This window comes from Burkholderia sp. AU45274 (assembly GCF_030482505.1).
GTDB lineage: Bacteria > Pseudomonadota > Gammaproteobacteria > Burkholderiales > Burkholderiaceae > Burkholderia.
Genome location: NZ_JAUJQE010000001.1, coordinates 557,039 through 581,517, shown reverse-complemented (window position 1 = coordinate 581,517; position 24,479 = coordinate 557,039). Strand labels below are relative to the sequence as shown.

At 67.9% G+C, this 24,479-nt stretch carries 21 protein-coding genes; 3 read left to right on the top strand and 18 right to left on the bottom strand.

Features of this window, described 5'->3' with window-relative positions:
* Window positions 1-35: 35 nt before the first annotated feature.
* Window positions 36-1,469 carry an MFS transporter gene (locus QZM35_RS02690; RefSeq protein ID WP_301775352.1) on the top strand — a complete coding sequence of 478 codons (1,434 nt, stop codon included), beginning with the start codon at window positions 36-38 and terminating at the stop codon, window positions 1,467-1,469.
* A gap of 27 nt (window positions 1,470-1,496) precedes the next feature.
* On the opposite strand, the gene QZM35_RS02685 is transcribed toward QZM35_RS02690, so the two are convergent.
* Complete coding sequence (locus tag QZM35_RS02685; protein WP_301775809.1) at window positions 1,497-1,949, bottom strand: helix-turn-helix domain-containing protein; 453 nt, start codon at window positions 1,947-1,949, stop codon at window positions 1,497-1,499.
* A gap of 154 nt (window positions 1,950-2,103) precedes the next feature.
* Here QZM35_RS02685 and QZM35_RS02680 point away from each other — a divergent pair, with 154 nt between their 5' ends.
* Window positions 2,104-3,339 (top strand): MFS transporter, encoded by a 1,236-nt coding sequence (locus QZM35_RS02680; RefSeq protein ID WP_301775351.1) that lies wholly within the window; start codon window positions 2,104-2,106, stop codon window positions 3,337-3,339.
* Window positions 3,340-3,485: 146 nt separating this feature from the next.
* Here QZM35_RS02680 and QZM35_RS02675 read toward each other — a convergent pair whose 3' ends face one another.
* The 10 genes from QZM35_RS02675 to QZM35_RS02630 form a co-directional block, all read right to left on the bottom strand.
* Entirely contained in the window at window positions 3,486-4,652 is a 1,167-nt protein-coding gene (locus tag QZM35_RS02675; RefSeq protein WP_046549987.1) for a glycosyltransferase family 4 protein, read from the bottom strand.
* The gene (locus tag QZM35_RS02670; protein WP_089428037.1) at window positions 4,652-5,836 is read right to left on the bottom strand and encodes a glycosyltransferase family 4 protein; all 1,185 of its coding nucleotides are present in this window, start codon (window positions 5,834-5,836) and stop codon (window positions 4,652-4,654) included. The genes QZM35_RS02675 and QZM35_RS02670 overlap by 1 nt, the downstream gene beginning before the upstream one ends.
* On the bottom strand, window positions 5,833-7,299 hold the full coding sequence (locus tag QZM35_RS02665; protein WP_089428038.1) for a glucose-6-phosphate isomerase: 1,467 nt from the start codon (window positions 7,297-7,299) through the stop codon (window positions 5,833-5,835). Before QZM35_RS02665 ends, QZM35_RS02670 begins: the two co-directional genes overlap by 4 nt.
* Window positions 7,300-7,309: 10 nt before the next feature.
* A complete protein-coding gene (locus QZM35_RS02660; protein ID WP_089432343.1) occupies window positions 7,310-8,458 on the bottom strand; it encodes a glycosyltransferase family 4 protein in 1,149 nt (382 codons plus the stop codon).
* 43 nt (window positions 8,459-8,501) lie between these two features.
* Window positions 8,502-9,461 (bottom strand): glycosyltransferase family 2 protein, encoded by a 960-nt coding sequence (locus QZM35_RS02655; protein ID WP_089428040.1) that lies wholly within the window; start codon window positions 9,459-9,461, stop codon window positions 8,502-8,504.
* A gap of 64 nt (window positions 9,462-9,525) precedes the next feature.
* The gene (locus QZM35_RS02650; RefSeq protein WP_089428041.1) at window positions 9,526-11,751 is read right to left on the bottom strand and encodes a polysaccharide biosynthesis tyrosine autokinase; all 2,226 of its coding nucleotides are present in this window, start codon (window positions 11,749-11,751) and stop codon (window positions 9,526-9,528) included.
* Between the two features lie 50 nt (window positions 11,752-11,801).
* Window positions 11,802-12,980 (bottom strand): polysaccharide biosynthesis/export family protein, encoded by a 1,179-nt coding sequence (locus QZM35_RS02645; RefSeq protein WP_069251045.1) that lies wholly within the window; start codon window positions 12,978-12,980, stop codon window positions 11,802-11,804.
* Entirely contained in the window at window positions 12,974-13,417 is a 444-nt protein-coding gene (locus QZM35_RS02640; protein ID WP_089428042.1) for a low molecular weight protein-tyrosine-phosphatase, read from the bottom strand. Before QZM35_RS02640 ends, QZM35_RS02645 begins: the two co-directional genes overlap by 7 nt.
* 29 nt (window positions 13,418-13,446) lie before the next feature.
* Window positions 13,447-14,859, bottom strand: coding sequence for a UDP-glucose/GDP-mannose dehydrogenase family protein (locus QZM35_RS02635; RefSeq protein WP_089428043.1), 1,413 nt, complete (start codon window positions 14,857-14,859; stop codon window positions 13,447-13,449).
* A gap of 73 nt (window positions 14,860-14,932) precedes the next feature.
* The gene (locus QZM35_RS02630; RefSeq protein WP_069252876.1) at window positions 14,933-16,306 is read right to left on the bottom strand and encodes an undecaprenyl-phosphate glucose phosphotransferase; all 1,374 of its coding nucleotides are present in this window, start codon (window positions 16,304-16,306) and stop codon (window positions 14,933-14,935) included.
* A gap of 428 nt (window positions 16,307-16,734) precedes the next feature.
* Between QZM35_RS02630 and QZM35_RS02625 the strand changes: the two genes are divergently transcribed.
* The gene (locus tag QZM35_RS02625; RefSeq protein WP_089428044.1) at window positions 16,735-18,261 is read left to right on the top strand and encodes a mannose-1-phosphate guanylyltransferase/mannose-6-phosphate isomerase; all 1,527 of its coding nucleotides are present in this window, start codon (window positions 16,735-16,737) and stop codon (window positions 18,259-18,261) included.
* Window positions 18,262-18,384: 123 nt separating this feature from the next.
* Here the strand turns inward: QZM35_RS02625 and QZM35_RS02620 are convergent, their stop codons facing one another.
* From QZM35_RS02620 to QZM35_RS02590, 7 genes are all read right to left on the bottom strand, one after another.
* Window positions 18,385-19,317, bottom strand: a complete 933-nt coding sequence (locus QZM35_RS02620) for a transposase (RefSeq protein WP_089428045.1) — start codon at window positions 19,315-19,317, stop codon at window positions 18,385-18,387.
* Window positions 19,318-19,544: 227 nt separating this feature from the next.
* Window positions 19,545-19,970, bottom strand: a complete 426-nt coding sequence (locus QZM35_RS02615; protein WP_301775350.1) for a hypothetical protein — start codon at window positions 19,968-19,970, stop codon at window positions 19,545-19,547.
* Between the two features lie 81 nt (window positions 19,971-20,051).
* Window positions 20,052-20,633 carry a DUF3501 family protein gene (locus tag QZM35_RS02610; RefSeq protein ID WP_089428046.1) on the bottom strand — a complete coding sequence of 194 codons (582 nt, stop codon included), beginning with the start codon at window positions 20,631-20,633 and terminating at the stop codon, window positions 20,052-20,054.
* A 31-nt stretch (window positions 20,634-20,664) separates the two neighbouring features.
* Window positions 20,665-22,002 (bottom strand): heterodisulfide reductase-related iron-sulfur binding cluster, encoded by a 1,338-nt coding sequence (locus tag QZM35_RS02605; protein ID WP_301775349.1) that lies wholly within the window; start codon window positions 22,000-22,002, stop codon window positions 20,665-20,667.
* 123 nt (window positions 22,003-22,125) lie between these two features.
* Window positions 22,126-22,548 (bottom strand): rubrerythrin family protein, encoded by a 423-nt coding sequence (locus QZM35_RS02600; RefSeq protein WP_089428047.1) that lies wholly within the window; start codon window positions 22,546-22,548, stop codon window positions 22,126-22,128.
* Between the two features lie 233 nt (window positions 22,549-22,781).
* A complete protein-coding gene (locus tag QZM35_RS02595) occupies window positions 22,782-24,050 on the bottom strand; it encodes an RNA polymerase sigma factor (protein WP_089428048.1) in 1,269 nt (422 codons plus the stop codon).
* Window positions 24,047-24,463, bottom strand: a complete 417-nt coding sequence (locus tag QZM35_RS02590; protein WP_089428049.1) for a VOC family protein — start codon at window positions 24,461-24,463, stop codon at window positions 24,047-24,049. Before QZM35_RS02590 ends, QZM35_RS02595 begins: the two co-directional genes overlap by 4 nt.
* Window positions 24,464-24,479 lie beyond the last annotated feature (16 nt).

The following is a 24,479-nucleotide window of genomic DNA, read 5'->3' as shown; positions in this document are numbered from 1 at the left end:
AAACATTGCATGTCCGTCGCGCCTACGATGGACGCATGGATAGGACCCCACCGCCCCTCGCTTTCCCGCCCGCGCTCGCCCGCGTCGTCGCCACCGTCAGCATCGGCTTCGTCGTCACGCAGCTCGACGTGACGATCGTCAACATCGCGCTCGCGCATCTTGCCGGCGACCTGCACTTGCCGGTCGCCGGCCTGCAATGGGTCGTCGATGCGTACACGCTCGCGTTCGCGGTGCTGATGCTGTCGGGCGGCGCGCTCGGCGACCGCTTCGGCGCGCGGCGCCTGTATATCGCGGGCCTGCTGTTGTTCGCGCTCGCGTCGCTCGCGTGCGGCGCCGCCGTCGCGCCCGCAATGCTGATCGCGGCCCGCGCGCTGCAAGGTGTCGGCGCCGCGGCGATGCTGCCCAATTCGCTCGCGCTGCTCAACGACGCGTGCCGGCACGACCCGCACCTGCGGGCGCGAGCCGTGGGCGGGTGGACGGCGGCCGGCTCGATTTCGATTGCCGCCGGCCCGGTGGTCGGCGGCGTGCTGATCGCGGCGTGGGGCTGGCGCGGCATCTTCCTCGTGAACCTGCCGCTGTGTGCGGCCGGACTCGCCGCGACGCTCGCATGGGTGCCTGCGCGCCGCGAGCAGGCCGCGCCGGCCCGCTCACCCGGTTCGCTCGATCCGCGCGGCCAGTTCATCGCGATCGCGATGCTGACCGCGCTGACCGGCGCCGTGATCGAATGGCGGCCGCTCGGCTTCACGCATCCGGTCGTGGCCGGTGGCTTCGTGCTGGCGGCGCTGGCCGCGCTCGCGTTCGTCGCGGTGGAAGCGCACACGGCCACGCCGATGCTGCCGCTATCGCTGTTCCGCCATCGCACCTTCAGCGCGGCCGTGCTGTTCGGAATCTGGGTGAACCTCACGTACTACGGCACCGTGTTCGTGCTTGCGCTGTACCTGCAACGCGCACGCGGCGAATCGGCGCTGCAGGCGGGCCTTGCGTTCCTGCCGCTGACGGGCGGCTTCCTGCTGTCGAATCTCGCGAGCGGACGCGCCGTCGCCCGCCACGGCCCGCGCGTGCCGATGGTGGCCGGCGCGCTCGTCGCCGCGCTCGGCTACGGGTCGCTGCATTTCATCGACGCATCGACGCCGCTCGGCGTGCTGCTCGTGCCGTTCCTGCTGATTCCGTCGGGCATGGGGTTCGCGGTGCCCGCGATGACGACCGCCGTGCTCGCGTCGGTCACGCCCGAACGGGCCGGCATCGCGTCGGCCGTGCTGAATACCGCGCGGCAGGCCGGCGGCGCGATCGGCGTGGCTGCATTCGGCGCGCTCGCCGGCGGTGGCGGCGCGGAGCAGGTCGTGGACGGGTTGCGGATCGAAACGGCCGTGTCGGCCGCGCTGCTCATCACCGCCGCACTGCTCGCGACGCGGGTGCGGCCCGATGCGCATCGCGGCGCGTCGTCCGCGCGTCAGGTCGTCAGGTCGTGACGACGGCCGATTGAACAACGGGTGCGGTCACGCGTCACCGACCCTCCTCACGACCGTCTCGGCCGCCTTCAAAGGCCGCCCGTCGTCATGCCGCAGCGCGAGCTTGCGGACCGCGCGCCCCGTGCCGCGGTCGACCAGCACCGAATGCGGCTCGCCGCGCGCGAACAGGTTCGCCTCACCCCACTGCCGCAACATCACGATCACCGGAAACAGCCCTTCGCCCTTTTTGGTGAGCGCGTATTCCTGATACGCGGTGCCGTCGGATGCCGGCACGACGTCGAACACGCCGGCATCCACCAGCATCTTCAGCCGGTCGGACAGGATGTTGCTCGCGACACCGAGGCTCGCGCGGAAATCGCCGAACCGACGCACGCCGTCGAACGCATCGCGCACGATCAGCAACGCCCAGCGATCGCCGACGATATCGGTCGCCCGCGCCACCGGGCACGGCGAATCCGCAAGACTTTTCTGCCTGGCCATGTTCCTCTCCGCAATCTTGCCGGCCGCCTTCGCGGCAACGCCGGTCATCCGTGCGCGGACCTCTCGCCCGCCGCACAACAGGTTGCATTTTAAAACTACTTTTCCTATACTCCACACCAGTTTCAATTTGCAACTACTTTGCACAAGGGAACCCATGGAGTCTTCCTGCCATTCCAGCACCGTTGCATCGAACGTGCCGACACGTGCCGCGCATCCGGCCGACGGCGACCGCCTGTCCGCGGCGCGCGTCACGTTGCTGGCCGTCTGCTGCGCGGCCAGTGTCGCGAACGTCTACTATGCGCAGCCGCTGCTCGATTCGATCGCGCGGGATTTCGGCGTATCGCAGGCGGCCGTCGGCGGCGTCATCACCGCGACGCAGCTCGGCTGTGCGCTCGCGCTGCTATTCGTCGTGCCGCTCGGCGACCTGCTGAACCGCAAGCGCCTGATCACCGTGCAGCTATTGCTGCTGACGGCGGCCTGCATCGGGGTCACCGCCTCGTCGACGCGTGTCGCGCTGCTGGCAGGAATGGTCGCGGTCGGGCTGCTCGGCACCGCGATGACGCAAGGGCTGATCGCGTGCTCGGCCGCGCTCGCGGGCGCCGGCGAACGCGGGCGCGTGGTGGGCGCCGCGCAGGGCGGCGTCGTGGTCGGGTTGCTGGCCGCGCGCTCGCTGGCGGGCGTCGTCACCGACATCGCGGGCTGGCGGGCCGTCTATCTGGTGTCGGGCGCGCTCGCGATCGCGATGCTCGTCGTGCTGTCGCGGCTATTGCCGGACGAGAACGGCCCGCGCGAGCGCATCGGCTACGCGGCGCTGCTGCGATCGATGGTGTCGCTGCTGCGCGATGAACGCGTGCTGCGCGTGCGTGGCGCGATCGCGCTGCTGATGTTCGCGGCCTTCAGCATCTTCTGGAGCGCACTGGTGCTGCCGCTGAGCGCGCCGCCGCACGCGATGTCGCATACGCAGATCGGCGCGTTCGGCCTCGTCGGCGCACTGGGCGCGGCAGCGGCCGCCCGCGCGGGCCGGCTCGCGGATCGTGGGCGCGGCGAAGCGACGACCGGCGCCGCGCTCGCGTTGCTCGCGTGCTCGTGGCTGCCGCTCGCGTTCGGCGCGACATCGATTGCATGGCTGATCGTCGGCATCGTGCTGCTCGATGTCGGCGGGCAGGCCGTCCACGTCGTCAACCAGAGCATGATTCTCGGCGCGCGGCCCGATGCGCATGCGCGCCTCGTCGGCTGCTACATGCTGTTCTATTCGGCCGGCAGCGGGCTCGGCGCGATTGCGTCGACGATGATGTATGCACGCGCCGGATGGACGGGCGTCTGCGTGCTCGGTGCGGTCGTGAGCGTGGCGGCGCTCGGCGTGTGGGCTGCCACGCTCAGGCGCGCGTGACGCGTGCCGGCGCCGTGCATCGGAAGAAGAAGAAGGCCGGCCCGCCCGCTACGGGCGGTCGGCACGCGAACCGGCCACGCGCGCGCGCCGGTTCGGCTTTCGGTTCGGCTTTCGGTTCGGCACGCAGGTCGCGCGCCGCGGCACACTCAACCTGCCGCCTGGATCGCCTCTTCGTACACGCCGGCAACGCGCCGCGCGATCACCGCGTTGTCGAAATGGTCCCGTGCATAGCGCTTGCACGCGGCCTCGTCGGGCAGCGTGATCGCGCCCGACAACGCCGCGCCGAGCCCTTCCGCGATCGCGTCCGCGCCCGTGGACGGCAGCACGAGATCGTCGGACAGCCCGGCCACCGCCTCCGGCAGCCCGCCCACCGGCGTGACCAGCACGGGCGTGCCGGACGCGAGCGATTCGACGGTGATCAGCCCGAAGCCTTCGAGCGCGACCGTCGGCACGACGCTGACCGTCGCCGCGCGGTACAGCGCCGCGAGATGGTTGTCGGGCACGAAGCCGAGCAGCTTCACGTTGTCCTGCAGCCCGGCGGCATCGATGCGCTGCTGCAGTTCCTCGCCAATCTTGCCCTTGCCGGCGATCAGCAGCAGCACGTCCGGGTGACGGTGCTTGAGGAGGCCGATCGCGTCGATCAGGTCCTCCAGCCCCATGCGCCGCACGAGCCGGCGCACGGCCAGCACGATCGGCCGGTCCTGCGGCAGTTGCAGCTTGTGCCGCGCCTCGGCCGGCGTGAGCGGCGTATCGAACTGCGCGGTATCGACGCAGCCGGGAATCACGCGCACGCGCGACGGATCGATCCCGTAGCGATTCGTCAGGATCTGGCCGAACGCCTGCGACAGCACGATCAGCCGCGACGAACGCGTATAGACCGCCTGTTCGAGATAGCGCTTCGCGCGCTGGCCGAGCGATGCGGCGCCCTCGACCTGGCTTTCGTCGGCCCACGGCCCCTGGAAATGCGACACCTGCGGAATCCCGCGCGTGACGTCGAGGCCCGGGAACGTGTACAGCGCGAAGTGCGACGAGATCACGTCCGGCCGCTCGCTGCGGATCTCCTCGCGCAACGCGCGCCGCGCGGCGAGCATCCGGCGTGCAAGCGACTCCGATGCGGGGCCGAAGCCCTGGATCGCGCCGTCCGTGTCGTCGGCGACCTTCGGCGAGCCGGCGACGAGCCCGCGCACCTCGACGCCCGCGCCCGGCAGCGCGCCGACGAGCGAGTAGTACATCCGGTCGAGGCCGCCCGCGCGCTCGGGGAACCAGTGCATGCCGATTTGCAACGATTTGATCGGCCGGGAAGATTGGGACATCACGTTTGCTCCTGCGTGACTGCATGCTCGGCCCGCTCGAAAGCGGACGGCTGCGTGGGTTGGCCGATGCGCCGGTAAAGCGCGACATACTGGGCGCCCATGTGCGCCCAGCCGAAACGGGTCATCAGTTCGCGGGCGGCTTCGCCCATCGTGCGACAGGTGTCGCGCGATGCCGCGAGCGAGCCGATCGCCTGCGCGAGCGCCGCCGGATCGTCCGGATCCTCCAGCACGATCCCGCATTCGCGCGTGATGATTTCCGCGCCGCCCGCCGTGCGCGCGGTGACGACCGGCAGCCCGGCCGCCATCGCCTCGAGCAGCGACAGGCTCATCGCTTCGTAGCGCGACGGGAACACGTAGGCGTCGACCGAGCGCATCAGCGTCGGCATGTTTTTAACGAGGCCGAGGAAATGCACGCGCGAATCGATGCCGAGCGCGCGCGCCTCCTCCGGATACGGGCTGCCGGGCAAGTAGCCCGCCACCGCCAGGTGCACGTTCGCCGGCAGCTTCGTCAGCGCCTTCAGCACGGTGCCGAGGTTCTTGCGCGGCGTGCGCAGGTCGCCGACGAACAGCAGCAGGAACGCATCGTCCGGCAGCTTGAATGCCGCGCGGTCGGCCTGTGCGCCCGCGAACGCGCCGGCGTCGACACCGTTGTAGATCACGCTGATCTTGCGGCTGTCGATGCCGAGCCCGGCGATCTCGTCGGCCACCTTCTGCGAGACGGCCGTGATCGCGCGCGAACGCCGGTACGCCCAGCGCTCGAGCGTGGTGTTCACACGCGTATAGACGTACTGGTAGGCCGACCACAGCCCCTTCGTCGGCCCGAACGGATAGTACGGACTCTTGAACCAGCCGCCGTGCACGAAGTGCGCGGTATTGACGTCGGCCTTGATCCACGAAATGAAGCCGTTCACGTGCAGCACGTCGTACTCGCTGCGGTGCGATCGCAGCCAGGCCGCGCTCTTCAGCGCGAACACCTGCTGCTTGACGAGATTCGACGGCCAGAAGCCGCCGACCTTCACGGGCACCCAGCGCACGCGCGGGTCGGCCAGCAGCTCGGGCGCGACGTGCGACGCGACCAGCGTGACCTCGTAGTTCTCGGCCAGCGCCGCGCGCGCGATTTCGTAATTGACGCGGCCTTGCCCGTCGTTATGTCGCACGACGTGCGTGACGATCGCGATTCTCAATGGTCGCCTCCCCGTAAACGCGCGGCGGCCAGCAGGCGTTGTGCCTTTTGCCAGTGCGCCGCGGAAAGAATCGAAAAAATGGCTGTGAACATCAGCAGGCCGCCCGTGCCGATCAGCGAGTTCGTGAACACGAGCATCGCGAAGGTCGACAGGCACAGGCTCAGGCACGCGCCGACGAACTTGTCCTTGCGCAACTTGAACGCCGCGCGCAGCGTGCGGCCGAACAGCATCACGACGCCCGACAGGTACAGCAGCGTGCCGGGCCAGCCGAGCACGAACGGCACGTTCATCACGCCGCTGTCGAAGCTGCCGTACTTGCCGAGCTCGCCGCTGTCGCTCGACAGCTTCGTGGATGCACCCGTCGCGCCCATCCCTTCGCCGGCGACGTCGGTGAACGCCGTCTGCGCGAAGGTGGCGTAGAACTTGTTGCGGTCGTCGTAGCTGCGGTCGTCCTTCAGGTTCGTGATCGACTGCAGGCGCGCGCCGAGACGGTCGGCCACCGGCCCGACGGTCAGCAGCGGCACGCACAGGCCGACCAGCACGACGCCGCTGATCAGGATCCGCATCCGCACGCGGTTGTTCGACTGCGCGAGCTGGATCGCGAGCGCGATCACCCAGCCGCCCCACGTCGAGCGCACGAGACACAGCGCGAACGACACGAAGCCGGCCGCCCCGGCGAACCAGCGGATCTTCTGCGGCGCGGCGAACACGAACACCAGCGCGCCCATGATCGCGAACGCGAACGGCCCCGACGAGTTCATCGTGCTGAACACGCGCACGCCGTACGGCACCGGCTCACCCTGCGAGCCCATGTCGGAGCCGATCATCCACAGCACGTCCCACTGCGGCATCACGAAGTACTGCACGACGCCGTACAGGCCCATCACGAGCATGCCCCACATGAACGTGGACAGCAGCACGTCGCGGTACTCGGGGTAGTCGCGCGCGTTGACCATGATGTGAAAGCCGATCAGCAGCGGGTACACCCAGTTCGCGAGGTCGTAGGTCGCGGCCATCACGCCGCTCGACACGATCCCGACGAGGTAGGCGTACGCGAGCCCGAACAGCATCAGCAGGATCGGGATCCCGCGCCGCTGCGCGAGCACGCGGTAATGCCGGATCAGCCCGAGGCCGGCGATCATCGTCACCGCGAGCGGCGCGACCTGGATCAGGCTCGTCGGCGTGAACGCGCCCTTCGACCAGTCGGCGAGACGCCGCACTTCCGGGCTCAGGAACCACACCCACCACATGAAGCCGACGTAGCGCGCCGGACTCTTGAAATACAGCCAGAGGCCGACCGCGATGGCCAGCACCGGAAACGCGAGCGTCAGCACCTTGCCCTGGTGAATGGCGATCAGCGCGGCCGTGAACGTCCACAGCCCGGCCTGCCCGACCCAGTGCCTCGGTTCGGGAAGCCAGTTGCGTTTGCGCGACGGTGCGCGTTCGGCGGCAATCGTACTCATCGATCCGCTCTTACCGCGACGACGGGCGCGAATCCGCGAGCGGCATCGCGAGGCCCGCGGCAGCCGGCGTCCGGCGCCGGCGCAGCATGTCGCGCGTGATCCGCACGTGCTGCTCGGCGAACGCCTGCGTGGTCAGGTCACGGTCGCGCAGGCACGCGGCGGCGGCCTGCGCGCAGGCGAGCGCCGCGACCGGATCGGCCACGAAGCGATCGGCGGCCTGGCGCATCGCCTGCGCGTCGAACGCCGGCACATAGGCGGCCGTATCGTGCGGGAAGTAGTCACTGAGCCCGCCGACATCCGACACGATCATCGGCTTGCCGACAGCGGCGGCCTCGAGCATCACCGTGATGCCCGACGCATGGAAGTTCGGCCGCAGCGGCACGACGATCACGTCGGCCCACGCGTACAGCTCGTGCTGCTTCGCGAGCCCCGACGCCGAGCCGATCTTCACGTTCGGCGCATGCCACTCGCGCGGCACGCGGCGGCGCGTCGCGAGCCGCACGTCATAACGCTCGTCGCCGCCGAACGCGGCGAGGAAGGTGCGCCAGTCGCGGTCGCGATCGTTGCCGATCGCCGCGATCCGCAGCGGCCGGTTCGGTTGCCATTGCCGCGGCTCGGTGATCGGGAAATCCTGCGTGTTCAGCCCGTAGTAGACGAACTCGGCGTCGCGGCCGAGATAGCGGCGGCACAGGTCGGCGTTGTCGCGGGCCAGCGTGGTCAGCGCGTCGGCGCGCGCGATCAGCTTGCGGTACAGCCAGCGGCGCGGACCGCCGAAGCTGTTCCACTTGTCGAACAGCCATACGCTCTGCGCGAGCAGCAGCGGGCGCTTGCCCTGCGCGCCGGCCAGCTTCAGGATCAGCGCAGCGGCCAGATGCTCCTGCTCCGTGTGCGTCCAGATCACGTCGGTGTTCAGCAGCGCGGCGCGGTTGCGCCACGCATGCACGACGTCGAAGCCGAGCGCCGCCTTCAGCGCGCGGCGCGCGAGGCTGGCGACGCGGTTCTCGCCGCCGTCCTGCGAATAGGTCAGCCGGAATTCGTCGGATTCGGCATGGTGATAGCCGTACAGGCAGCCGATGTTCTCGCCTTTCCGGTAAGTACGCGGATCGGCGCCGTAAAACAGGTGAACGTGGACGTTCGTGGCAGCTTTCGTTGCAGTCATGCGAGCCCTCCGTGGGTGGCCGCGCGCGGGGCGCGCAGGCCGTTCAAGACGTCACCGGCGGCATCGCCGCACGATGGGGGGCAAGGTTCGCGCGGCGGGCGTCGCGCGCGCCGCGGCGCACCGCGCGCCAGTGCTCGCGGATCCGCTCGCGCTGCGCCGTATGCAGCGACAGCAGCACGTGCGCGAGGCCCGGGTAGACGCGCGTGCCGACCAGCGTCCACCACCACCACGCGATCTCGCGCCGGACCGGCGGCAGATGCTCGCGCAGGATCAGGTGCATGTTGTACGCGCCGTTGCTGATCGCATTCAGCGACGCGGCATCGCGCCGGTCGTCGTCGAAACGCTCGGCCGGGAAATGATCGACCGCGATCGCCGGGTCGTAGACGAGCTTCCAGCCGTCGCGCTGCACGCGCATGCTGAAACCCATGTCGTTGTGCACCTGCGCGCCGGCGCCGCGCAGCCGCGTGTCGAAGCGCAGCCGCTCGATCGCGGCGCGGCGGTAGCTCATGTTCGCGCCTTTCAGCATGTCGACTTCGCGCAGGCCGCCGACGCCGAGATGATGGTTGCCGACGATCTTGCCGGACAGCGTGAGCTGGCCGACGAGCTCGCGCGATTCGTCGAGCACGCGGCCCTTCTCGTGCACCCAGTCGCGCCCGCCGACCGCGCCCACGCGCGGATCGGCCTCGAACACCGACTCGACGCGCGCGAGCCAGTCGGGATGCGGCGCCGCGTCGTCGTCGGTGATCGCGACGATGTCGCCGTGCGCCGAGTCGAGCCCCTTGTTCAGCGCGGCGACCTGGCCCGGCACCTCGACCGGCACGATGCGCAGCGGCAGCGCGCCGCCGACCGCCGGATCGGCGAGCCGTTCGTGCGTGGCGTCATCCTCCGGGCGCGCGACGACGATCACCTCGTCGGGCAGCCGGTGCTGCCGCTGCAGCGCCAGCAGGCAGCGCGCGAGGTCGGCGGGACGCCGATAGGTCGGAACGAGCACGGAAATTTTCATCGTTGATTCTCCTGTCGGCCGGGCAGGCAACACGCGCTGCCCGCCCGGTTACGTGCGATGCGGATCAGGCGCTCAGGTATTCATGCACGGCCGCATAGCCGCGGCCGTAGCCGCGCGCCTTCGGCGGCACGCCGTTGAAGATCCCGCCTTCCAGGTCGACGCCCGCGGTGCGCAGGCGCTTGATCGCGTCGGCGATCTCGCCTTCGGTATGCATGCCCGAGCGCAGCACGAGGAACGTCGAGCCGGCCATGCGGCCGATGATGGTCGCGTCGGTCACCGCCAGCACCGGCGGCGAGTCGATCAGCACGACGTCGTAGCGCTTGCCGAGCCCTTCGAGGTATTGCGGCAGGCGCGACGACATCAGCAGCTCCGACGGGTTCGGCGGGCGCGTGCCGGCCGAGATGAACGACAGGCCCTGCACCGGCGTTTCGCGCACGGCGTCCTCGAGCGCCGACTGGTCGCTCAGCAGCTCGGACAGGCCCGGCTGCGACGTGAGGCCGAAGTAGCGGTCGAGCAGGCCGCGACGCATGTCGGCGTCGATCAGCAGCACGCGCTTGCCCGAATGGGCGAGCAGCACCGCGAGGTTGACCGTCAGGAAGCTCTTGCCGATGCCCGGCGTCGGGCCCGTCAGCACGATCACGCGGTTCTTCGCATCCATCATCGCGAACTGCATCGCGGTGCGCAGGCTGCGCAGGCTCTCGACGCTGAGATCCTTCGGACGCAGGCTCGCGAGGATCGGCCGGGTACGGCTGCCGCCCTTCTCGGCCTGCGCGTCGAGCTTCACCTGCTCGGCGCTTTGCGGCACCAGCCCGTACAGCGGCAGGTTGAACGCGCGCTCGATGCGGTCGGGGTCCTCGATGCCCTGGAACATGTTGCGGCGCAGGAACACGACGCCGGTGCCGAGGATCAGCCCGAGGAACACGGCGGCCGACAGGATCAGCACCTTCTTCGGCTTGACCGGATCGCCCGGACGCAGCGCCGAATCGATCAGGTGGATGTTGCCGCCCGTGCCGGCCTTCTGCACCGACAGCTCCTGCACGCGGTTCAGCAGCAGCACGTAGATGTCCTCGGCCACCTTCGCGTCACGCTGCAGCTGGACGGCCTTCACTTCGGTGGCCGGCAGGCTGCGGAAGCGGTTGCTGAACTTGTCCTTCTCGCCCTGCAGCTCCGCGAGCTGCTGCTTCGCGGCGATCACCATCGGGTGCGAATCGGTGAAGCGCTGCGCGAGCGATGCGAGCTGCAGGCGCTGCGCGGCGATCTGCTGTTCGTACTGCACGCTGCCTTCGAGGTAGACCTTCGCCTCGTCGCTCGCGTTGATCGAGCCCGACGTGCGCTGGTACTGCGTCAGCGCGGCTTCCGCGCGTTCGAGGTCGGCCTTCAGGCGCGGCTCCTCGCCCTTCAGGAAGTCGAGCATCTTGGTCGCTTCGGCCTGCTTCGCGACCACGTGCTGGTTCAGGTACGACTGCGCGAGCGCGTTCGCGATCGCGGCGGTCTGGTCCGGGTCCTTGCCTTCGAGCGAGATCTGCACGACGCCCGTCTGCTTGCCCTGCTCGGTCACCTGGATGCCGGTCTGGAAGCCGCTGATCGCGTCGAGGTCGTTGTAGCGGACCACCGTGAACTGCGTGCCGGGGCGCGCGACGAGCTTCGACACGAGCAACGTCACGCCGCCGCCCTGCGCCGATTCGCCGACATGGCCCGACAGCAGCCGCATGCCGTTCTGGTCGACGATCGAATAGGTGCCGTTCGGGCCGGCCGTCAGCGTCAGCTTCTTGCCTTCGAGCGCGGGCACGACGGTGATCGAATCGACGTCGGCCACTTCACCGCCCCATGCGTACGACTTCAGGCCGAGCCACGGCTTCGCCGGCTCGCCCGGCGTCGAGATGCGCGCGGCGAGGCTGCCGATCACCGGCAGCGTCTTCGGCACGACCGAGAAGTTCAGCTTGAACTGCTCGACCACCGGCGCGACCACGCCGCGGCTCTTGATGATCTCGATTTCCGCGTCGGTCGGCGCCTGCTGCGGGCCGCTGTTGATCATCGCGCCCGTCTGCGTCTGCGTGAGCGCCTGCGACGTGTTGTCGTTGCCCTCGACCCGCACGTGCACGTCGGCCTGGTAGACCGGCTTCGCGATGTAGCAGTAGAGGCCGGCGAGCGCGACGACCGTGACCGCGATGCCGAGCAACAGCCAGATGTCGTCCATGATCACCTGGAGCAGCTGGCCGAGGACGACGTCCTCTTCCTCGGTTTTCGCGGACAGATCCGCGTAGGTGTGTTTCGCTTGCGTGTTCACCATTCGTTCCCGCTTGAGTGGTGCCGGGGCGGAGGCGCCGCCCCGGCGGGCTATCAGCGCGTGATTTGCCGCATGTAGAAGATCGTCTGGATCGTCGGCAGCACCTGCTGCAGCACACGGTTGAACTGCACCGAGCTGGCCGTGCTGACGTAGACGACGTCGAGCGGTTGAAGCGGGAAGCGGCTCGACAGCATCAGCGCATCCGGCTGCGTCATGTCGAGGCGGAACACTTCAGGCTTCGTCGGGTTGTCGCGCATCCCGCGCATCACGTAGATCTTGCGCGGGTTCGCGTCGGTGTCGAGGATGCCGCCGCCCGCGGTCAGCGCGTCGGCGATGGTCAGCTTGCCCTTGAGCATCGGCACCGTGACCGGCGTCTTGACCTCGCCCATGATGAACACGCGGCTGTCGCTGCGGTCCGGCACGTTGACGATGTCGCCCGGCTGCAGCATCACGTTCTGCTTCACCTCGCCGCGATCGAGCACGCCGTTCGCGTCGAGCGTGTAGAGCTTGCCGTCGCGCGTCAGGCGCACGCGCTGCAGGTCGGCCTCGTTGGTCGAGCCGCCGGAGCGCGAGATCGCGTCGACGAGCGTCAGCGGCACGTCGCTCACCGCGAGCGGGCCCGGCTGCTTCACCTCGCCCGTCACCTGCACCTTCTGGCTGCGGAACGACAGCACGCGCACGTCGAGCTGCGGATTCTTCACGTAGCGCGACAGCGTGGTGGCCATCTGCTCGCGGATCTGCGCGACCGTCTTGCCGGCCACCTTGATGCGGCCGACGAACGGGAAGAAGATCGTGCCGTCCGAGGCCACCGTCTGGCCGTACGGATCGGCCTGGCCCGGCAGCGCGGTCGTATACGGCTGCTGCAACGCACCCGCGACCGACTGCGTCGTGTTGCCGCCGCTCGAGAACGACTGGCCCTGCGGCGTCGTCAGCTCGGGGTGGTCCCACACGGTGACGCCGAGGATGTCCTGCGGGCCGACGCGGTACACGTACTCCGACGGATCGGTATAACGTCCGGGCGGCAGCGGATGGTCCACCTGCGCTTTCTGCAGCTGGTCCATCACCACTTTGGCGTCGATGTAATGAACCGGATAGGTTTCGGCCGCTTGCTGCCGGCCTTCGTCCTTCAGGTTCGACGAGTCGAGGTAGTTGCCGGGCGCGGTTGCACAGGCTGACAGGAAAGTCGTCAGCGCGACGGCAAGCGCCACCGGGCGCATCGGGCGTTTCAGCATAGTTTCTGTAGCCATCCTTGAACCAGACGTTCGATCAGTGAGTAGCTCTCGCGGTAATCGGCCTCGGGGCCGCCGTGCGGGTCGGCAATCTCGGCCCCTTCCCACTTGCCGAGCAGGTGGACCTTGCCGCGCGCGAACGGATCGACCGATTCGACGGCCTTGATCTGTCCGCGCTCGCTGACGAGAATCAGGTCGGCGTCGCGCACGATCCGGCGCGACAGCCGCCGCGAGCGGTGGGTCGTCGCATCGACGCCCCGCTCGGCGAGCAGCTGACGCATCACCGGATCGATGCCGTCGCCGTCGTTCGCATGCACGCCCGCCGAGTGAAACGTCGGGCGCGGGCCGCCGCGCGACGCGGCGTGCGACTTGAACAGCAGTTCCGCTGCCGGGCTGCGGCAGACGTTCGCGTGGCAGACGATCAGGATGTTCCGGAACATGGCGTCTCGTAACGAGTGACGGAAACGGGTTACGCGCTGGCGGGCGCGGTGCCCGGCACACGGGCGGCGACGGCCTGGCGCGAGCCCGGCCGGCCGATCGGGTGGTATTCGATGCCCTGCTCGCTCATCGTCTCCGGCTCGTACAGGTTGCGGCCGTCGAAGATCACCGGCGATTTCCACAAGCGGCCGAGCGCGACGAAGTCGGGGCTCTTGAAGATCTTCCATTCGGTGACGATCACGAGCGCGTCGGCATCGCGCGCGGCCTGCGCCTCGTCGTCGACGAAGCTCAGGCGCTCGAGCCAGCTCGGGTGATCGGCGAGATCGAGCGCGATCACGCGGCGCGCTTCCTCCTGCGCGACCGGGTCGTACGCGGCGATGCGCGCCCCGCGCGACAGCAGCTCGGCGATCAGCTCGCGGCTCGGCGCTTCACGCATGTCGTCGGTGTTCGGCTTGAACGCGAGGCCCCAGATGGCGAACGTGCGGCCGCTCAGGTCCTCGCCGAAGCGCGCGACGATCTTCTCGGCGAGCACGCGCTTTTGCGTGGCGTTGACCGACGACACCGCCTTCAGGATCTGCAGTGCCTGCCCGTGCTCGTCGGCGGTGCGGATCAGCGCCTCGACGTCCTTCGGAAAGCACGAGCCGCCGTAGCCGCAGCCGGCATACAGGAAGTGATAGCCGATGCGCGGATCGGAGCCGATCCCGCGGCGCACGGCCTCGATGTCCGCGCCGAAGCGGTCAGCCAGGTTCGCCAGCTCGTTCATGAACGAGATGCGGGTCGCGAGCATCGCGTTCGCCGCGTATTTCGTGAACTCGGCCGAGCGCACGTCCATGTACAGCGTGCGCTCGTGGTTGCGGTTGAACGGCGCGTAGAGCTTCTTCATCAGCTCGCGGGCGCGCTCACCCGGCACGTCGTCGTCGCAGCCGATCACGATGCGGTCAGGCCGCGTGAAATCGTCCACCGCCGCGCCTTCCTTCAGGAATTCCGGATTCGACACGACCGAGAACATCTGGTCGCCGCCGCGCTTCGCGAGTTCTTCCGCCACCGCCGCGCGCACGCGCTCGGCCGTGCCGACGGGCACCGTCGACTTGTCGACGATCACCTTGAAGCCCGTCATGTAGCGGCCGATGTTGCGTGCGGCCGCGAGCACGTATTGCAGGTCGGCCGAACCGTCCTCGTCGGGCGGCGTGCCGACCGCGATGAACTGCACGTCGCCGTGCGCGACCGCGGCCTCGATATCGGTCGAGAAGCGCAGGCGGCCCGCCGAGCGGTTGCGCGCGATCACTTCCTTGAGGCCCGGCTCGTGGATCGGCACGCCGCCGTTGTTCAGGATGTCGATCTTTGCCTGGTCGACGTCGAGACAGAACACGTCGTGCCCGATGTCGGCCAGACATGCGCCGGTGACCAGCCCTACGTAACCGCTGCCGATGATAGTCAGATTCATGATGTGTCGGACCTCTTGACCAATGATTCGAAATTCGTAAAACCGGAATGCCTGCGCGGCGCGATCTCGGTGCTCAGTACGCGTTGCTGCCGGTGAAGCCTTTCCAGAGCGTCAGCACGACGATCTTGATGTCGAGCCAGAACGACCAGTTCTGCATGTAGTACAGATCGAGCTTCACGCGTCCCATCATCTTCTCGATCTGGTCGGTCTCGCCGCGAAAGCCGTTGATCTGCGCCCACCCGGTGATGCCCGGCTTGATCCGGTAGCGGAACATGTAGCCCTTGACCAGATCCTTGTAGATGTCGTCGTGCGCGAGCGCATGCGGGCGCGGGCCGACGACCGACATCTCGCCCTTCAGCACGTTGATGAACTGCGGCAGCTCGTCGAGGCTCGTGCGGCGCAGGAACCGGCCGACCGGCGTCACGCGCGAATCGTTCTTCTTCGCCTGCGTGACCTGCCCCGCCACTTCCTCGTGCACCTTCATCGAGCGGAACTTGTAGATCTCGAACTCGTGCCCGTCGATGCCCTTGCGCTTCTGGCGGAAGAACACCGGGCCGCGCGACGTCAGCTTGATCAGGCACGCGATCACCAGCATCACCGGTGCGAGGCCCGTGAGCGCCACCAGCGCGAACGCCCGGTCGAACACGAACTTCGGCAGGATCCGCACGTCGGTGATCGGCGACGCCGCGAGGTTGATCGCCGGCACGCCGAGCACCTCGACCACTTCCTGGTTGAAGAACGACAGCGTGCGCACGTCCGGGATGAAGCGGATATTCACGAAGTCGTGGCGGAACACCGTCACGATCTGGTGAATCCGGCGCTCCTCCGTGATCGGCAGCGTGAGCCACAGCTCGCTGATCGCGCGGCTGCGCACCAGCCACACCAGCGACTCGAACTGCCGCTCGATGCGCACGTCGTCGAGCGCGACTTCGCCGGGCGCTTCGCTTTCGTCGTATACGCACACCGGGTTGAAACCGGCTTCCGGCCGCGCCCGCATCTGGGCGATCAGCCGCCGCGCCGCCGGCGTCCCGCCGACGATCGCGACCGCCTTCAGGTTGTAGCCGCCGCGGCGCAGTTGCCGCAGCACGACGTGCACGCAGGCTTTCGAGCCGGCGAGCAGCGCCATCGTCACGAGCGCCCAGTAACCCAGCCACAGCCGCGACAGGTCGCCCGACTGGTGAAAGCTGAAGCTCAGCAGGATGCCCGCGAGCTCGACCACCAGCCACGCGAACGCGACCCGCCCCACCAGCCCGACGAGACGCTTGCCGCGCCACGACTGGTAGATGCCGAAGGCGGGAAAGCACACGACGACGAGCAGGCAATCGAACAGCATCATCGTGCGCTGCAGGTCGTTGAGCCAGATGCTGCCACCGTGCAGCGCGGCGGCAATCAGCGCCCCCGTCACGACCATCGCGATATCGATGACTCTCGCCAGCACGCTCAACATGTCTGCTTCCTCTTTGAACAGGCGTTTGCCGAACAGCTCCTTGTGCGACCCGTGCCGCACATTCGATTCAAACGTTGCATGACGCTATTGAAGCGGTAAGAAATTTTCGCCTCAAGCGTACAAGTATTTCGAAAAATAATCGGAAATTCTTGCCGCGATGTTTCTGAATTAATTCGGCACGTTTTCCCGAAATTCCCTGGAATCGGGAATTTTTCAGAAGCTTTACGATTTCCGCTCACCCTTTGCGGGTGGTCAAGACCAGCCGATTCACCGATTTATTTTTTACTTTTTTATTTGCATCGGATGCCGGCGCGGAAAATTCTTCCCGATGAATGCGTGGCGAATATCCGGCAATGGATCCGGTTTTATTGTCGATTTACTTCATGCTACAACGACAGGCACTGACTTCAACCGTGGAGAGTGTCCTCATGAATGCTCCGGCCGTGGCTGCCGAAACGCGCCATTCTTCTTCCACCGCGCCCGCCGCCGCCACGCGCGTCGCCGTGCAGCCGGTGATTCTCGCCGGCGGGTCCGGCACGCGCCTGTGGCCGATGTCGCGCGAACGTTTTCCGAAACAGCTGATCGGCCTGCTCGGCGAACATTCGCTGCTGCAGTCGACCGCGCTGCGCCTCGACGGCCTGGCGGCCGACCATCCGCTGAACGACGACGTGCTGATCGTGTGCGGCGAGGATCACCGCTTCACCACCGCCGAACAGCTGCGCCTGACCGGCAAATCCGCGTCGATCATGCTCGAGCCGGTCGGCCGCGACACCGCGCCCGCGCTGACGCTCGCCGCGTTTCGGCTGGTCGCCGACGGCAACGATGCGGTGATGACCGTGATGCCGGCCGACCATGCGGTCGCCGACCTGCCGCGCTTCCATGCGGCCGTCGCGGCCGGCGTGCACTGCGCGATGCAAGGCAAGATCGCGACGATGGGCATCGTGCCGAAGCACGCGGAAACCGGCTACGGCTACATCCGCGTCGGCGCGCCGCTCGGCGACGCCGCCACGGGCCCACTCGACGTGCGCCGCCTCGACCGTTTCGTCGAGAAACCGCATCTCGAACTCGCTCAGCAGTACGTCGCATCGGGCGAATACTGGTGGAACAGCGGCATCTTCATCGTTCGCGCGTCGGTCTGGCTGAAGGCGATCCGCCAGCTCGAACCGGCCATCTACGCGGCCTGCGAACAGGCCGTCGCCCAGGGCAAGGCCGACGGCGATTTCTTCCGCATCGATCGCGAAGCGTTCGCCGCGTCGCCGTCGAACTCGATCGACTACGCGGTGATGGAGCCGCTCGCGAGCCTGCCGCAACTGTGCGAGAGCGTCGTCGTGCCGCTCGACGCAGGCTGGTCGGACGTCGGCTCGTGGGACGCGATCTGGCAGATCTCGCCGAAGGACGACGCCGAGAACGTCGGCCGCGGCCACGTGCTGTTCGAAGGCGCGGAATCGACGTTCGCGCATTCGGAAAGCCGGCTCGTCGCCTGCGTCGGCACGCAGAACCTCGTCGTCGTCGAAACGCCGGACGCCGTGCTCGTCGCGGACAAGTCGCGCGTGCAGGACGTGAAGAAAATCGTCGGGCGCATCAAGGCGCAACGCGGCGCGGAAGCGACCGATCACCGCAAGGTGCATCGCCCGTGGGGCCACTACGACTCGGTCGACATGGGCGAGCGCTTCCAGGTGAAACGCATCGTCGTGAAGCCGGGCGCGCAACTGTCGCTGCAGATGCACCACCATCGCGCCGAACACTGGATCGTCGTCTGCGGCACCGCGCGCATCACGCGCGGCGATGAAACGTTCCTGCTGTCGGAAAACGAATCGACGTACATCCCGCTCGGCGTGTCGCACCGCCTGGAGAACCCGGGCAAGATGCCGCTCGAGCTGATCGAGGTGCAGTCGGGCGCATATCTCGGCGAGGACGACATCGTCCGCTTCGACGATACCTACGGCCGGCAGTAACGCACGGGCACAGCGAGGCGCCGCTTCGACAGCGGCGCCTCGGGCAAGGCAGGCATGGAAAGACGGGACTTCCGCGCGGGCGTCGTGGCACACGACGGCCCGCGCGTTTCACCCGGTCGGCGATCAGCCGACGCGGTACACGTACTCGCGACGCTCCGGCTGCACCGGATCGTTGCGGCTTTCGGACAGCGCGCCCGCATGGCGCTCGGCGATGAAGCGCTGGATGTCCGACTCGGCACGCGCGAGCGCGGACAAGCCGGCCAGCACCTCGCCTTGCGGCTCGCGCGCCGGCTCGTCGCTCGCGCCGTGGCGATCGATCCACTGGCGCGCCCAGTCGAGCGCGAACTGCTCGGCTTCCTCGGCATCGGTGAAGCGCGGCCCGATCAGGCCCGAGCGTTCGACGCGCCGATCGTCCTGCGTAATCTCGGCCCACGCGCGATACATCAGGTTCTGCACCGGCTGCGCAATGCCGCAGATCGTATAGCCGCGATATTGGTCGACTTGCGGTTCGGCCGCGGCGAAGCTCGCCGACGACGCATGCGCATGGCGCAGCGCCGTCGACGGCGCACCGGGCACCGCGAACGACGGATCGACGACTTCGTCGACCGGCCGCGCGCTCATCGACGCACCCTCGCCCTCCCAAACGTTTGCCTGAGCGACCGGCAATTGCCACGACTCGGGGTTCTGCCAGAACACGCCGCGCAAGCGATCGTTGTCGGGCACGGGCTCGGCACGGCGCGCGGGCACGGCCGGCTCCGGCGGCGGCGGGATATACGCGAACGTGCGCCCGCTGAACTGGGTCAGCACGTCGATCATCTGCAGCAGCGTGCCGGACGCGAGCCACTCCTCGTAGCGGCGACGGCACGTCGGCCCTGACGGATAGCGGCCGGGCAGTTTCGACCAGGCTTCACCGGTCGTCAGGATCCAGAGCACCGCGTTGGCAACGACGCGCGGTTCGGCTCGTGGACGCCCACGGCGGTTCAGCCGGATGGGTTCATCGGCGATCAGCGTTGAAAGACGAAACCACTCTTCATCGGTAAGCTCATCGAAGAACATAGTAGATCTCTCCACGCAGCCAGGCCGGGGCTGCGATTGGCGGCGCCGTCGCGACACATCGCATCGCGGGGCGGCCAGGTTGCACATTATGGTTATCCGCTGTTGTGCATGCCGGTGCGACACCGCACTTTCACGGTGCCGAGATTCCCGGCAATGACGCACAAATCACGGTCTCACTCCAATGTGGGAATTTTTGTGCACGAAGCATACCATCCCTAGGGTTTATCTCAATATGACAATGACTTAATGTTACGCACTGAAACAACCTGCCATGGATGCGTAATGTATTTACGCTTGAATTTTTTTGCGGGATCTTTATGCCCGTCGCTGCAAAGGCCCGTCTGGCGGGGCTCCGCAGCGTATGAAGAATGCCTTTTCATGGGCATTTCCGGGCTGCTCCGACCCCGGCCGGCAACAATCCCGCGCATTGCTTCCCGATATCGGTAAATCAGGGAAAAAAGCGTAACAAGATATTCACGAATCGGTAAATCATTCAAATTCGGCCGATTTAAATTATCTCCATGCACAATCTTTTTATTGTTTCTCTGCGAGTGATGAAAGCACGGTGACGTGCGATGCACATTTTTCGCCACGCGCAAACTCGTGACGTCTGTTACATCTTCGGGGGCGACGCGCAGGCGATCGCGCCGCATCGGGGGCGGGAATCGTGTTTCGGGTCGGAACGGAAAAAGGAAAACCGGTGACCGGGAGTGCCGGACGTTGCAGCGGACGCGTCAGCGCAGATCGGCAGCCAGCGACGCGGTCACGTCCGCGTCCACGCGCTGCGGCGGCATCGTGTAGGCCGGGTGATCGCAACCGATCGACAGCGCCGCCCCGCCCCTGAGCGCCGCGCGCATCGGCGCGTCGAGCTCGAAGCGCACGAAGTGCACGGCCGACGTCTTCTCGGCGGTGTCGCGGTCGAGATCCTCGTCGGCGATCGCGTAGACGCGCGCATGCCCGTCGACCTGCAGGTACACGCGATCCTCGACACCGATCAGCCGCGCGAGCGCCGCGCGCCGTTCGATCTCGTGCTCGTACTCGATCTGCATCGTCGCCTTCAGGTTCGTGCCGTCGGGCACGAGCGGCAGATACGCGTCCAGCTCCCCTTCGATGCCGGCCTGGTCGAAGATCTTCTCGATGTGCAGCATCTCCTGGATCTGATAGCGGATCGTCGTCTCGTCCTCGAACAGGAAGCGCAGATGGTTGCCGAGCGCCACCGCGCGGCGGCGCTTGTACGCGACGAGCCGCGCGTGTTCGGCCTTGCGGATCTTCGCGTACGCTTCGAGCGTCAGCAGGGAGTCGCGGGTCAACGTCATGGGAGGTCCTCGTGGGTCGGCCGGCGGCGGCTCAGATGCCGTACGCGCGGCGCAGCAGCGTAAGCGGATGCGCGAGCGGCGCGGACGGCAGCCCCTGGTCGTCGATGCCCTGCACGATGTGATGACCGGCCAGCGCGCAGTCCGACGACACGACATCCGGCCGCGGCTCGGCCATCGCCTTGAACACGGGCCCGCCGATCCGCATCGCGTCGGCGTGAAACTCCTTCTTCACGCCGAACGTGCCCGCATGGCCGGAGCAGCGCTCGACGACGTTCACGCGCGTGTCGGGCACGAGCGACAGCGCGTCGGCCGTCTTGCGGCCGATGTTCTGCACGCGCGCATGGCACGGCACGTGATACGACACGGTGCCGAGGCCGGTCTTGAAATCGGTCTTCAGCAGTCCGTCGCGATGGCGCGCGATCACGTATTCGAACGGATCCCAGAATGCGTCGGCCACCGCGCGCACCGCTTCGTCGCCGGGGAACATCAGCGGCAGCTCGCTCTTGTACATCAGCACGCAGCTCGGGATCGCCCCGATCAGCGCATAGCCTTCGCGCGCGTAGCGTTCGAGCACGGGCAGGTTCACGTCCTTCTTCGCGGCCACGCCGGCGAGATTGCCCTGCTCGAGCAGCGGCATCCCGCAGCAGGCTTCGCGCGTGACGAGCTCGTACGGGATGTCGTTGTGCGCGAGGATCGCGAGCAGGTCGTGGCCGATGCCGGGCTCGTTGAAATTCACGTAGCAGGTTGCATAGATCGCGACCTTGCCGGGCGTGCGTTCGCCGTCGCGCACGGGCAAGCCGTCCGACGGCCTCGCCGTGCGCCGGAACTTGCGCGGCGCGAATTCCGGCAGCCACGCGTGGCGATCGACGCCGAGCGTCGCCTCGAGCGCATGGCGCGCGGGCGGCGTGCGGTTCACCGCGTTCACCACCTGCGTGACGATCGGAATGCCGGCGAAGTGGCCCAGCGCGTCGGTGTTCGACAGCACCTTGTCGCGCAGCGTCGCTTCGCCGCGCTTGTAGCGCGCGGCCTTGCCACGCAGCATCAGGTGCGGAAAGTCGACGTTCCACGCATGCGGCGGCACGTACGGGCATTTCGTCATGTAGCAGAGGTCGCACAGGTAGCACTGGTCGACGACCTTGCCGAACGCGGCCTTCGGCACCTCCTCGATATCGCCCATCGGCGTGTCGTCGACCAGATCGAACAGCGTCGGAAACGCGCCGCACAACGACACGCAGCGTCGGCATCCAGCGCAGATGTCGAACACGCGCGTCATTTCCGCATCGATCGCGGCCTGGTCGTAGAACGCATCGGACTGCCAGTCGAGCGGATGCCGGGTCGGGGCTTCGAGACTGCCTTCCTTGTGGGGCATGGGGCGCTCCATCCAGCGCGGCGCGCATGCGCGCCAGCGCCGCCCGCGCGATGCGGGCAGCGATGAACGAACAGCCGGCCGCTTGCCGGTCGCACGGCCTGCCGTGCGGCCCGCGGCGGCCCGTCAGTCGACGAGACTGTCCAGCGCCTTCGTGTAGCGGTTCGCGTGACTGCGTTCAGCCTTCGCGAGCGTCTCGAACCAGTTCGCGATTTCGTCGAAGCCTTCCTCGCGCGCCGCCTTCGCCATGCCCGGATACATGTCGGTGTATTCGTGCGTTTCGCCGGCGATCGCCGATTCGAGATTCTGCCGCGACGAACCGAACGGCAAGCCCGTTGCCGGATCGCCGACGGCCTCCAGGTATTCGAGATGGCCGTGCGCATGGCCGGTTTCGCCTTCGGCGGTCGAGCGGAACAGCGCGGCGACGTCGTTCTGGCCTTCGACGTCCGCCTTCGAAGCGAAATACAGATAACGCCGGTTCGCCTGCGATTCGCCCGCGAATGCGGCTTTCAGGTTCTCTTCGGTTTTGCTGCCCTTGAGTTGAGCCATTTGCGCCTCCGTTCGAGTCGGCGCGGCCGCGTGCGGAGCCGGGTCGATCAGGTATGTGGGGAACGATGCGCTTGCCGGGGCGCGCGCGTCGTGCTCTTCAATCTAGGCGCTCCCGTTCGCATCCCCCAATAGGCTTTTTCAATCCGGGCGATAGTGCTTGGCGGAGCGGCGCGCCAGCGGGCGGGCTCGGTGCTCGGGGGCTCGGTGCCCGGCATTCGCACGTGCCGCGTGCGTCACGCGTCCGTTGCGCGCCTGAGCAGTAATTCGCGTTCGCGTTCGTTGCGCGTCAGTTCCGCCGCGCGGCGGAATTCGGCCTTCGCCTCGTCGGCGCGGCCCAGCTTCGCCAGCAGGTCGCCGCGCACGCTCGGCAGCCAGTGATAGCGCGCGAGCGCGGGATCGTCGCGCAGCGCGTCGACGAGTTCGAGCGCCGCAGCGGGCCCGAACGCCATCCCGACGGCCACCGCACGATTCAGCTCGACGACGGGCGACGGTGCGACTTCGGCGAGCGCGTCATACAGCGCGACGATCTGCGCCCAGTCCGTATCCGATGCCCGCCGCGCACGCGCATGGCAGGCCGCCAACGCGGCCTGCAGCGCATACGGCCCGCGCACGCCGCCGAGCTTCGTCGCGCGTTCGAGCGCCGCGAGGCCGCGCCGGATCAGCAGCGGATCCCAGCGGCTGCGATCCTGGTCGAGCAGCAGCACGGGCCGGCCCTGCGCGTCGGTACGCGCATGCATGCGCGACGCCTGCAACTCCATCAGCGCAACGAGCCCGAGCACCTCGCTCTCGTCCGGCGCCAGCCCGGCCAGCACGCGGCCGAGCCGCAACGCCTCGTCGCACAGCGCCGGGCGCGTCCAGTCGTCGCCCGAGGTCGCCGCATGGCCTTCGTTGAACACGAGATAGATCACCTCGAGCACCGACGCGAGCCGCGCGGGCCGCGCGTCGGCCGCCGGCACCTCGAACGGCACGTGCGCCGCCGCGAGCGTGCGCTTGGCGCGCACGATCCGCTGCGCGATCGTCGGCTCGGGCGTCAGGAACGCGCGCGCGATCTCGCCCGTCGTCAGCCCGCCGAGCAGCCGCAGCGTGAGTGCAACGCGCGCATCGGTCGACAGCACCGGATGGCACGACGTGAAGATCAGCCGCAGGAGGTCGTCGCCGATGTCATCGTCGCTCGCGTCGGCAAGCGCCTCCGCGATGTCGGGGACGACATGCGCCTCGAGCGCGTCCATCTCGTGGCCGAGCTGGTCGCGCTTCGCCGCGTGGAGCGACTCCTGCCGGACACGATCGAGTGCGCGACGCTTCACGGCCGTCATCAGCCATGCGGCCGGGTTGTCGGGCACGCCGTCGACGGGCCAGTGCTCGAGCGCCGCGACGAGCGTGTCCTGCGCCAGTTCCTCGGCCACGCCGACGTCGCGCACCACGCGCGCGGCGCGCGCGATGATCTTGGGCGCCTCGATCCGCCAGACCGCTTCGATCGCACGGTGAGTCGCCTCACGCGTCACGACGCCTGCCCCTCGGCGGACGCGTCCAGCGGCATGGCCATCAGCTCCCATGCATGGCCGTCCGGATCGTCGAACCCGTGGCCGTACATGTTCGGGTACTCGCGCGGCGCCTGCGGCGCAGACCCGCCGGCCGCCAGCGCCTTCGCGACGATCGCGTCGACCTCGGCGCGGCTGTCGCACGACAGGCACGACAGGACCTGCACCTGCGTCGCCGGATCGATGATGGTTTTGCCGGTGAACGTCTGGAAGAACGGCCGCACGAGCAGCATCGCGAAGATCGTGTCGCTGATCTTGATGCAGGCGGCCTGGTCGTTGGTATAGGCCGGTACGACCTCGTAGCCGAGCGCCTGGTAGAACGCTTTCGAGCGCGGCAGGTCGGCCACGGGCAGGTTGATGAAAACCATCTTGTGCATGTCGGGTACTCCCGGT

Bases quoted from the DNA above. Each gene is read 5' to 3' on its own strand.
- QZM35_RS02625 (WP_089428044.1), top strand. From the start codon at position 16,735: ATGAATGCTCCGGCCGTGGCTGCCGAAACGCGCCATTCTTCTTCCACC.
- QZM35_RS02635 (WP_089428043.1), bottom strand. From the start codon at position 14,859: ATGAATCTGACTATCATCGGCAGCGGTTACGTAGGGCTGGTCACCGGC.
- QZM35_RS02630 (WP_069252876.1), bottom strand. From the start codon at position 16,306: ATGTTGAGCGTGCTGGCGAGAGTCATCGATATCGCGATGGTCGTGACG.
- QZM35_RS02690 (WP_301775352.1), top strand. From the start codon at position 36: ATGGATAGGACCCCACCGCCCCTCGCTTTCCCGCCCGCGCTCGCCCGC.
- QZM35_RS02620 (WP_089428045.1), bottom strand. From the start codon at position 19,317: ATGTTCTTCGATGAGCTTACCGATGAAGAGTGGTTTCGTCTTTCAACG.
- QZM35_RS02675 (WP_046549987.1), bottom strand. From the start codon at position 4,652: ATGTCCCAATCTTCCCGGCCGATCAAATCGTTGCAAATCGGCATGCAC.
- QZM35_RS02590 (WP_089428049.1), bottom strand. From the start codon at position 24,463: ATGCACAAGATGGTTTTCATCAACCTGCCCGTGGCCGACCTGCCGCGC.
- QZM35_RS02650 (WP_089428041.1), bottom strand. From the start codon at position 11,751: ATGGTGAACACGCAAGCGAAACACACCTACGCGGATCTGTCCGCGAAA.
- QZM35_RS02685 (WP_301775809.1), bottom strand. From the start codon at position 1,949: ATGGCCAGGCAGAAAAGTCTTGCGGATTCGCCGTGCCCGGTGGCGCGG.
- QZM35_RS02645 (WP_069251045.1), bottom strand. From the start codon at position 12,980: ATGCTGAAACGCCCGATGCGCCCGGTGGCGCTTGCCGTCGCGCTGACG.
- QZM35_RS02680 (WP_301775351.1), top strand. From the start codon at position 2,104: ATGGAGTCTTCCTGCCATTCCAGCACCGTTGCATCGAACGTGCCGACA.
- QZM35_RS02660 (WP_089432343.1), bottom strand. From the start codon at position 8,458: ATGACTGCAACGAAAGCTGCCACGAACGTCCACGTTCACCTGTTTTAC.
- QZM35_RS02600 (WP_089428047.1), bottom strand. From the start codon at position 22,548: ATGGCTCAACTCAAGGGCAGCAAAACCGAAGAGAACCTGAAAGCCGCA.
- QZM35_RS02655 (WP_089428040.1), bottom strand. From the start codon at position 9,461: ATGAAAATTTCCGTGCTCGTTCCGACCTATCGGCGTCCCGCCGACCTC.
- QZM35_RS02615 (WP_301775350.1), bottom strand. From the start codon at position 19,970: ATGCGGCGCGATCGCCTGCGCGTCGCCCCCGAAGATGTAACAGACGTC.
- QZM35_RS02640 (WP_089428042.1), bottom strand. From the start codon at position 13,417: ATGTTCCGGAACATCCTGATCGTCTGCCACGCGAACGTCTGCCGCAGC.
- QZM35_RS02610 (WP_089428046.1), bottom strand. From the start codon at position 20,633: ATGACGTTGACCCGCGACTCCCTGCTGACGCTCGAAGCGTACGCGAAG.
- QZM35_RS02665 (WP_089428038.1), bottom strand. From the start codon at position 7,299: ATGAGTACGATTGCCGCCGAACGCGCACCGTCGCGCAAACGCAACTGG.
- QZM35_RS02605 (WP_301775349.1), bottom strand. From the start codon at position 22,002: ATGCCCCACAAGGAAGGCAGTCTCGAAGCCCCGACCCGGCATCCGCTC.